General features: G+C 61.9%; 5 protein-coding genes. 2 read left to right on the forward strand and 3 right to left on the reverse strand.

From position 1 onward, the window contains the following. Positions 1-4 precede the first annotated feature (4 nt). A complete protein-coding gene (locus tag V3587_RS06720) occupies positions 5-5488 on the reverse strand; it encodes an ATP-binding protein (RefSeq protein WP_215516109.1) in 5484 nt (1827 codons plus the stop codon). Positions 5489-6030: 542 nt separating this feature from the next. Continuing rightward, positions 6031-6804, reverse strand: coding sequence for a hypothetical protein (locus V3587_RS06725; protein WP_223304680.1), 774 nt, complete (start codon positions 6802-6804; stop codon positions 6031-6033). 215 nt (positions 6805-7019) lie between these two features. On the opposite strand from V3587_RS06725, the gene V3587_RS06730 reads away from it, so the two are divergent. Next, complete coding sequence (locus V3587_RS06730; protein WP_003945124.1) at positions 7020-7751, forward strand: GNAT family N-acetyltransferase; 732 nt, start codon at positions 7020-7022, stop codon at positions 7749-7751. A gap of 53 nt (positions 7752-7804) precedes the next feature. Continuing rightward, positions 7805-8779, forward strand: a complete 975-nt coding sequence (locus tag V3587_RS06735; protein WP_003945115.1) for a sigma-70 family RNA polymerase sigma factor — start codon at positions 7805-7807, stop codon at positions 8777-8779. A 91-nt stretch (positions 8780-8870) separates the two neighbouring features. On the opposite strand, the gene V3587_RS06740 is transcribed toward V3587_RS06735, so the two are convergent. Next, positions 8871-9281, reverse strand: a complete 411-nt coding sequence (locus V3587_RS06740; protein ID WP_042923411.1) for a VOC family protein — start codon at positions 9279-9281, stop codon at positions 8871-8873. Positions 9282-9825 lie beyond the last annotated feature (544 nt).

The following is a 9825-nucleotide window of genomic DNA, read 5'->3' on the forward strand; positions in this document are numbered from 1 at the left end:
AAACTTACTGCGCGAGTGCGCGCTTCATGCCGCGTTCGACTGCTGCGATGATCTGCGGACGCAGTTCTGCGGCAGGGACGATCTCATCCACCGAGCCGACCTCTCGGGCCCGCTGGATGTTGTGGATCGCTTCGAATTCGGATGCCACTTCGCCGAGCTTGTCGGAGCGGACGGCGATGCGCTGAGCGTTCAGTTCTACGCGCAGATGTGCTTTCTCCGTGTCATCCTTGGCTGCTGCCAAGTCTGCCTCCAGTTGCTGCACCTTCGGGTCGTTGTTGGTGCGGGTGTTCACCTCACGGGTGAAGACCACTGCGGCGGCGGGGGCGCCGCCGAGTACCGACGCGAACGAGCCTTCGACAGCAAGAACTTCCATGTTGTCGTTGAGCGCACCGGAGAACACGACGAACGCGCCGCCGTGGTAGCGGGAGACGACGCAGAACACGATCGGTCCGTCGAAGTTGACGATGGCGCGGCCGATCTCGGCGCCGTACTCGAGCTGGATGTTGCGCAGCGACTCCGGGGAACCGTCGAAGCCGGACAGGTTGGCCAGCACCACGATCGGACGGTTGCCGCTCGCAGCATTGATCGCGCGGGCAGTCTTCTTCGACGAGTTCGGGAACAGCGTTCCCGACGTCCAGGTGTCGGGACCGTCGGCGGGGAAGTGCCCCTTACGTGGGATCGCGCGGGATTCGATGCCCACCACTGTGACCGGATGTCCGGCGAGGTGCGCGTCCAGAACGACCGAGGTGTCGGCGCCGGCCATGTCGGCCCAACGCTCGAGAACAGAGTGGTCCTGGTCGACCACCGAACGCATTACGGTGCGAATGTCGAAGGGCTTCTTGCGATCCGGGTTCTTCGCCGAGGAGAAGATGTCGCCGACCGTCTCGAAGTCGCTCGACGGGTGGGTGTGCGGGAAGCTACGCACGTCGCGATCGACGGGGTCCGTCGTCGCTGCGCGGCGCGGGAACCGTTCGCCGGGAGCGAGGTACGAGTGTGCGTAGTGACGGAACAGGATCTCGCACGCCGCAGTGAGGTCGGGGGCCCAGTACTGCGCCTGGCCGTTGGGGCCCATGACGCGGTCGTAACCACCGATACCGAAGTTGTCCTCGGCCGACACACCACCGGAGTAGTCGAGAGACTGCTTGCCGGTCAGCACCATCGCGCTGTCCGGGGTCATCACCAGAATGCCCTTGGTGTGCATCAACATGGTGGCTTCGGCGTTCCAGTAGGGCTGAGCGCCGACGTTGATGCCCGTGACGACGATATTGATTTCACCGCCGTTCTGGGTGAAGGTGATGATCCGGCGCAGGCCACGGGAGACCCAGTCCATGTTCTCGGTGCCGCTCTCCATCGAGATGGTGGCACCCGAGGACAGTGCAAACCACTCGACCGGGGCGTTCAACTTCTCGGCCAGGTCGATGGCAGCGACCACGCGTGAGCATTCGGCCTCGGCCACGGTACCGAGCGCCTTGGTGGGGTCACCGAAGAGCGCGACACGGGTCATTCCCTCGGGATAGCGCGGCGTCGGAGTGTTCACGAGGCCGACGACGATGCCGGCCTTGTTGAGCCCGTACGGACGCTCGACAGGTGAGAGGACGCCCGCTTCGTCGAAGTCGTGCTCGACGAAGGTGCCCTTGGTGCCGGTCAGGAGCGGAATCAGCTCGTACGGGTACACCGTGCCGCGTGCCCGCGAACTCTGGACCTTCTGGGCGTACGCGTCGAGGGGGAGCAGCGGTTCAGTGGGAGGCGTGGTCTTGTTGATGACCACACCGGCACCTGCGCGGTAGGAGAATCGCAGCGCAACTTCCTTGGGCGCGCCGCCCTTTCGGTCCTTCAGGCGGGTGATGAGTGTGATCTCTTCTAGCCCGGCGCCGACGGTCAGTCGGGCTGCGTTCTGAGCGATCACGGAGAAGCGTTCGCTGGGAACGTCGGCGACCGGCCACACGTACAGCACGACGCGGTTGGCTGCCAGTCGACGCTTGTCGCCGCGCTGGGACTGCGCACGACGGATACCGTCGAGGCAGGCAGCGAGCGTGCGCTCGATGGCCGGGAGTGCAACCATCTGACCTTCGTCGTCGAGTTGCGGTGTCACGTCGCGGATTTCGGCCAGAGCGATCAGGCGCTCGTCCTTCGGATTCTCCTTGGCCGAGAGGTGGAACAGGTAGGTGTTCTCCGGAGCCGGGAGGCGCTTTCCGTTGAAGTTCTTCAGGCGCCACATGTCCAGACGCTGACCCGTGAGCGGATGCATGTCGCGGATGATGTGGTCCTCGACCAGTTCGCCGTCGACGGGGCGGAAGGTGACCCACCGGACCGGATCCCCGTTCGGGTTGCAGATGATCACCGTCGCGCGGCGAGACCGTGTGATCGTCTCGTTGCGCGAGAGTTCGGTGCGCAGCGTCTCGACGAGCGCGTCGCCGTCGGCGGGCTGATCAGGCCAGTCGAGGTAGATGTCGACTACCAGCCCGCGACCGGATGGAGCATCCTGCGCGATCGTGGCGACGTCGTCGAGAGCCGTACCGAGAGCGTCGAATTCGGCCACCGTCGAGACCAGATGCAGCCCGTCGCCCTTGAGGTCGAAGTTACCGGTTACGAAACGGCGGTCGACGTGCTCGAAAACGCGGACGTCTTCGAACGAGTGAATCTTGTAGTAGCGACGCGTGATGACCTCGAGCAGAGGGCCGCCATCGCGGTTGCCGAGGCCGATCTTTCGACCCAACAGGTCCAGGAGCGGTTCGGGAGTGGCGACGAGATTGGCGATTCGCTCGTCGAAATCTGCAGCGTCCGGCTGCTCTTCGAGGTAGGCGAGGTTGCCGCGTACTCCGTCGTAGACGTCTTCGCGAACTTTGCGGATGCGCGGCTCGTCGAAGAACCGGAAGCGAAGGTTGCGGGCGACGTCGCCGATGACGGGGTAGCGGACCTGCGTCGCGACGATGAGTCGATCGAGAACCTCGTTGAGCTCCTGCGCCGAGCAACCGGGAGCCTTGTCGCCGACGAGCCAGCCTTCGAGAAGTGCTGCAATGACCGGGATCTGGGCTTCCATGCGCTGCAGAGCCAGGAAGAGTCGGTACACCGCTTCCTCGACGGCCTGGCGATCTTCCAGATCGGTGACGTCGTAGTGGCGAAGTGCCCGTTCGAGTCTCGTGCGGAACGACGCCGGCAAACCTTCGCGCTCGGAGTCGAGTGAGTGCAGGAAGGTGTGGAAGTGCTCGCGGGGGCTGTGGACGGACTCGTCCTTCGCGGACTCGCCCGAGGTGGGCTTGTTGCGCGAGAGTTCGCAGATGTCGGCGAAGGTGGTCAGCACAGCCAGTTCTGCCTGGACCAGTTCGCGGTCCTCGGATTCGAGTGCGCTGCGAAGTGCGTCGTATTCGGCCAGAACAGCGTTTGCGTGCTTGCCGCTGACGTCGTAGCCACTGATCATCGCGGTCAGTGCTTCCAGCTGTGCCAATGCATCTGCGCGGGTATCGGACCCGGAAGTTGCTGCGGGAAGATCGAATTGGACTCGCGGAGCCTTCTCCGTGACAGCTTCCTCACTGACCTGGTCGACGCGCAGGAGCGGTGCGCCGGCATCGACCTGGGAGTTGACGGTAGCGAGAACCTCACGCACTTTGCCCGCATACGGAGCGCGAACCGCGGTCTCCATCTTCATGGATTCGAGCACGACCAGAGTGGATCCGGCTTCGACGTCGTCGCCGACCGCGACCGGTACTGCTACCACTACGGCGGGAGCCGGCGCGCGGACTACGCCGGCGTCGTCCTGGCTGATCTGGTGGCTGATGCCGTCGACCTCGACGAGATAGCGAGCCGGGCTCACGACGGAAACGACGTGGAAGCGGCGATCACCGATCACCAGCCGTGACTCGAAGTCACCGAGACGATCGACGTCGACCTCGATGTCTCCGGCGTCTCCGTCGACGCGGTAGCGGTGCGGGCCGATACGCCCGACGGTCAGTTTGTATGCCTGACCTTGGTAGTTGAGCTCGACGGTACGGCCGATCGCGTGATTGGCGCGTGGGCGGCCGCCACGTGCCGAGGCGAGGAAGGCCGCACGCTCGAGGGACTCCTCGGCGTCGTAAGCATCGATGGCGGTGGCGATCAGCGCGACGTCCGCGCGGCGAGTGGTGCCGGTGAGGGCGCCCGTGCGGTCGAGCCAGCCGGTATCCGCGGATGCCGAGATGACCTCGTCGCGATCGAGTAGATCGAGGAGGAACGACTTGGTGGTAGTGCCGCCGTCGAGTACGACAGTGGTTTCACGAAGGGCAGTGCGCAGACGCGCAAGTGCCTCGGAGCGGTTGCGGCCCCACGCGATGACCTTCGCGACCATCGAGTCGTAGTCGGGCGGAATGACGTCCCCGGCAGCGATGCCGGTGTCGACCCGGATGCCGGAGCCGAGCGGGAACTTGAGGAGCTGAACGGTGCCGGGTGCCGGCGCGAAATCGTTGTCGGCGTCTTCGGCGTTGAGGCGGGCTTCGACGGCGTGGCCGAATGCGGGCGGGCAGTCACCGACCAATTCGTCACCACTGGCGACCAGGATCTGCAGTTTGACGAGGTCGATTCCGGTGGTGACCTCGGTGATCGGGTGCTCGACCTGCAGGCGGGTGTTGACCTCGAGGAACGTGAAGAGCTTGTTCTCGGGCTGGTAGAGGTATTCGACCGTGCCTGCGCCCTGGTATCCGGCTGCCTTGACCAGTTCGGCGGACACCTTCTTGAGGTGGTCCGACTGTTCTTCGGTCAGGACGGGGGAGGCGGATTCTTCGATGACCTTCTGGTTGCGACGCTGAATCGAGCAGTCGCGAACGCCCGGAGCCCAGACATTGCCGTGGTTGTCGGCGATGACCTGTACCTCGACGTGGCGTGCATCGGTGACAAGGCGTTCGAGGAAGACGACGGGGTCGCCGAAGGACCGCTCTGCTTCGCCCTGCGTGCGCTCGAGTGCAACTTCGAGTTCGTCTTCGGCCCAGACCTTGCGGATACCGCGTCCGCCGCCGCCGCTTCGGGCCTTGATGATCAGGGGATATCCGATGGACTGAGCATGACGACGAGCGTCGGCGCGCGTTTCGACCGGTCCGCCGCTCCACGGGGCGACCGGTACGCCGACCTTCTCGGCCAGGATCTTGGCGGCAACCTTGTCGCCGAGCAGGCGCATCGCGTCGGCGCTCGGGCCGACGAACGTGATGCCCAGTTTCGCGACGATCTCCGCGAAGGCGGGATCCTCGGCCACGAAGCCCCAGCCGACCCAGACTGCGTCGGCCTTGGCTGCGAGCAGTGCTCGCTCGAGTTCGGCGTAGTCGAGGTACGGGCTACCGGTGCCGGTGCTGCGCAGGGTCACGCCCTCATCGGCCTGGCGGACGAACATGGCGCGGCGCTCGGCCTCGGTGTGCAGTGCAATGACGCGAATGCCGTAGTCGTGTTCGGCGTTCAGTTCGCGTACAGCCCTGATCAGCCGGACCGCGGCCTCACCTCGATTGACCACTGCGATTCGTTTGAACATTGTCACTGCCACCGTCCTTGATGAGATTCTTCGTCACGTACGTTGCGATATGAGCCGACCGTGTCCCACATACCCGGATTCCCCGGTTCGTGAACTACGCCGCGATGCGCTGTGTTTCCCCCGGTTGCGCGTCGGCAAGTGATTGCCCTTCCGGTTCGTCGAGTCCCCTGCGCTGAAGCACTGTGTGCACCGAGGCGCTGTGTGCGCTGAGACACTGTGTGCCTTGTGCGCCACCCTGCAGGCGTGGACTCAGAACCGCTCCAATCACGAATCAGCAACATATTGTGTCTGCTTCCAGGGAATCCCTGGTTTATCTAAGAATGCAGTATGTCGACGCTCATGTCACCTGGGCGAATTGAAGAATATTAGTCAACGTGAACCACGGTTACACATATGGCGTTAAATCATTGCGGTGCAATGGAATTCGGACTTGTGACACGGATCACGATGGTAATGTAATCGGCAAGAAAGTGAATACTCACTGGTAATAAAATCGCATATTCGGAGAATTCTCTGGGTTGCTCGATTATTACTGATCGGTACTACTGGCGAGTATTTTTTATGTCCGGTCGGACCGTATTCGAGAAATCGCGTTCGATGGTTGCGATGTGCTTTGCAATCGCGTCGAGTCCTGAGGGAGGGAGGTGCAATCCGTTGCCGAGAGCAAGTGAAGTCCGCTTGAAGTGCTCCACGAGTGGTTCGTATTTCGTGACCAGCCTCAGCCTGTCGGTCTCGCTCAGGTACTTCACGCTTCCCGCGTTGTCGACGAAGTCGCTGAACTTCACGAGGAATACCGCGGGATCCGCTATCGCGCGGATGACGTGATCCTGATATCCGGCGGTGGTGTTGTCGCATGGGTAGTCGATTGGATTGGTCACTGCCTCAACAAGTTCGGAGATTCTGTGGCCGAAGCGCGAGGCGATGAGTGTTGACGCACGTTCCTGCGCTTCGGATGCGGACATGTCGTCTGCAGTCTGGCCACCGAGGAGCGCGATGACGGCGTGTGGTCGGTCCTCGACCGTGTCGTGAAGCGCGGTTGCGCTCAGGATCTCGACATCGGAGCACCCGTACCGAAGCAGCCGCAATACATTTCGTAGGGGATGAACGATGTAGGGATCCTCGTCGGACTTGATCCCGTTCTTTCTGAACTGATCGAGGTGCGCAAGGGTCGCGACCTCCATGGCGAGCCGTAGGGTTTCACCCGAGATCGCCAGCTCGTCGACGGCGCTCTCGATGGCGAAGACCAGCGTTGCAGCGTCCATCTCCTTCAGGGGCAACTGGTCGAATGCAGACCTGATCGGGTCGGAGTTGCTCATGCCAAATAGCCTTCCGGTTGGTGAGGCGTCGCGACGAATGTCCTGGTGCAGATCTGCAATCGAGCCCTGATTGACGCCGGAAATACAGGTCGAGGTCAGAATCAACTTGATTCTATCCGGCGACTACGACAGCAAGTGTTCCTAGCGTTGTCATAGAGGTGGGCGGGGAGGTTCGTTCGCCTCCATCACAGGCAAATAGGGCAGGAAGAGGTTCGATGACCACGGAGGCGACCCTGGCGTCGTTTGTCGAGACAGTTGACACGGATGTCGACACCCATCCGCTGGACGATCCTGTGCGACAAGGACTTCGCGGACATCATGCGCAATTCGCTCGCTGGGCAGGGAGAGTTGCGCGATACGACCCGACGGTCGCGCCGTTTGTCGGTCATCCGCCCGAGTTGGACGCCGAGGACTGGGAGAACCTACTCACACTCGTAGGTCCTGGCGGCACAGTAGGTTTGCGAGGATTTGATCACCGCCCGCCGGAAGGGTGGCGCGTTGTGGATCAGTTCGGCTCGGTGCAGATGGACGGATCCGCACTCGAAGTCTCCGTTGATCCGTCGGTCGAACTTCTCGGAACGGGCGACGTTCCCGAAATTCTGGCATTGATCGAGCGCACCAAGCCAGGACCGTTTCTTCCTCGTACCGTCGAGATGGGCAGTTACTACGGCATTCGCGTCGACGGAAGACTTGTTGCCATGGCGGGGGAGCGGTTGCACCCTCCGGGATGGACGGAAATCAGTGCGGTGTGCACTGACAGCGACTTTCGGGGTCGAGGCCTGGGTACGACGCTGATCCGTGCCGTCGCTGCCGGGATTCGCGAGCGCGGCGAGCTGCCATTTCTCCATGCAGTGCAATCGAATACGAATGCGATCAGACTCTACGAATCACTGGGGTTCGTTCTCCGGAAGAGATCCAGGTTGACTGCGGTGCAGGCGCCTGCCTGATCGAATTCTCGCCGACGCCTGTGTTTCGGGCGCTCGGCCACTAGTCTGAACAAATGACAGTCGATCAGGCGTTGGACAGTGATTTCCTCACTCTTGCCGATCCGTACCGCCGCGAGTTGCTGGCGCACTGCTATCGCATGATGGGGTCGATTCACGACGCCGAAGACCAGGTCCAGGAGACGTTCATCCGGGCTTGGCGCGGGTTCGACGGTTACAAGGGCCAGTCATCTCTGAGGACCTGGCTCTACCGCATCGCGACGAATACCTGCCTGACCGCGCTGGAGGGGAGATCGAGGCGTCCCCTCCCGACCGGCCTCGGCGCACCTAGTTCGGACCCGGCCGACGATTTGATCGAGCGCAACGAGATTGCCTGGTTGGAACCGATCGCCGATTCTGCGTTGGGCGACGTCAATGATCCGGCCGTCATGGTCGTCAATCGCGATTCGGTCAGGCTCGCGCTTGTTGCCGCTTTGCAGCACTTGTCCGCGCGCCAACGTGCGGTTCTGGTTCTACGTGACGTTCTGCAGTGGAAGGCGTCGGAAGTTGCGGAGGCGCTGGACACCACAACCACTGCGGTAAACAGCCTGCTGCAGCGGGCTCGCGCGCAGATCAATCACATCGGACCCACCGAGGACGATCTCGTGGAACCGACTACCGAGGCTGCCCGGAAGTTGCTTCGCGACTACGTGCACAGCTTCGAGAGCTACGACGTCGAGGCCATCGTCGAACTGTTCACGCGCGAAGCCATCTGGGAGATGCCTCCGTTCGAGGGTTGGTACCAGGGCCCCGAGGCAATCGGGCAACTCATCGGAACCAAATGCCCGGCCGACGGACCAGGAGCGATGCGCCTACTTCCGACCGCTGCGAACGGTCAGCCGGCGTTCGGCCTCTACATGCGCGAGCCCGATGGTGTTCACCGCGCTTTCCAGTTGCACGTTCTCGATGTCACCGAGTCCGGGATCTCGCACGTGACGTGTTTCTTCGATCTGAGTCTGTTCGCACGGTTCGGATTGCCTGCCGAGCTGTAGGGGCCCTGCCGAGTTGTAGGGGCAAGGAGTTGCGCGAGCCCTCCGGTATGGAGGGACCCGCGCGACTGCTCGTTACTGCTGTTGCTGTGCGTTACTGCTGGGGAACAGTCGCAGCCGGGTCCATCCACATGACCTCCCAGACGTGATTGTCGAGGTCGCGGAATGCGCGTCCGTACATGAAGCCGTGATCCTGGGGCTCCATCCACTTGCTGCCGCCGGCAGCAATCGCCGCGTCGACGAAGGTGTCGACTTCCTCCCTGCTGTCGGCCGACACACACATCAGTGCTTCACGAGCTTTCGACGTGTCGCAGATGTCGTCGGCGATGAAGTCCCCGAAACGCGGTTCGTTCAGGAACATGACGGTGGCGGAATCGCTGACGATCATCGAGACAGTGTTCTCGTCACTGAACATGTCGTTGAACTCGAAGCCGAGGCCACTGAAGAATGCACGGGTAGCGACGACGTCCTTGACCGGCATGTTGACGAAGAGAAGACGAGACATTGGGTGCTCCTTGAACTCGGTTGACTGATTACTGAACGCTTCGGTTCCTGTTGGTTCCTGCTCATACAGACCGCAGTGGGCGCAGAAAGTCATCGCGAGAAGTAAAAATTCGAGAAAAGTATCGCCTGTTAACCGGCGTCAGTGCTCTGACCTGGCGATTTGGTGTTCTGTTGATCTTCGCGTAACTTTGTCCAGGTCAGAGCGACACGGACACCGACTCCCACCTGCGAGGGTGAGGGACACGAGGTTGTACGAAGTGCCTGGCGAACACAATCCAGTTTTTCTTCACGGGGTTCCGGTTTGCGCCGGTGACCTGGTTGGGATAGGCTGGAAAAGTTGCCCCGGAGCGGCGGCCATAGGGTCGTGGTGATGGTGTGTGCGTGTTCTTTGAGAACTCAACAGTGTGTCGATGAATGTCAGTGCCAAATATTTTTTGGTACTTCGCATCCGCGAATGATCAACCGCCCCTTGGGGTTTGGTTGGTTTGTGTGTGGTGTGAGTATTTTTCGTCGGTGATTGTTCATTCTTCCGTCTGAATGGTTGC

The sequence above is a fragment of the Rhodococcus sp. IEGM 1306 genome (assembly GCF_036541985.1).
GTDB classification, from domain to species: Bacteria; Actinomycetota; Actinomycetes; order Mycobacteriales; family Mycobacteriaceae; genus Rhodococcus_F; species Rhodococcus_F qingshengii.

Coding starts and splice junctions, on each gene's coding strand:
- V3587_RS06720 (WP_215516109.1), bottom strand. CDS start 5,488: ATGTTCAAACGAATCGCAGTGGTCAATCGAGGTGAGGCCGCGGTCCGG.
- V3587_RS06725 (WP_223304680.1), bottom strand. CDS start 6,804: ATGAGCAACTCCGACCCGATCAGGTCTGCATTCGACCAGTTGCCCCTG.
- V3587_RS06730 (WP_003945124.1), top strand. CDS start 7,020: ATGACCACGGAGGCGACCCTGGCGTCGTTTGTCGAGACAGTTGACACG.
- V3587_RS06735 (WP_003945115.1), top strand. CDS start 7,805: ATGACAGTCGATCAGGCGTTGGACAGTGATTTCCTCACTCTTGCCGAT.
- V3587_RS06740 (WP_042923411.1), bottom strand. CDS start 9,281: ATGTCTCGTCTTCTCTTCGTCAACATGCCGGTCAAGGACGTCGTCGCT.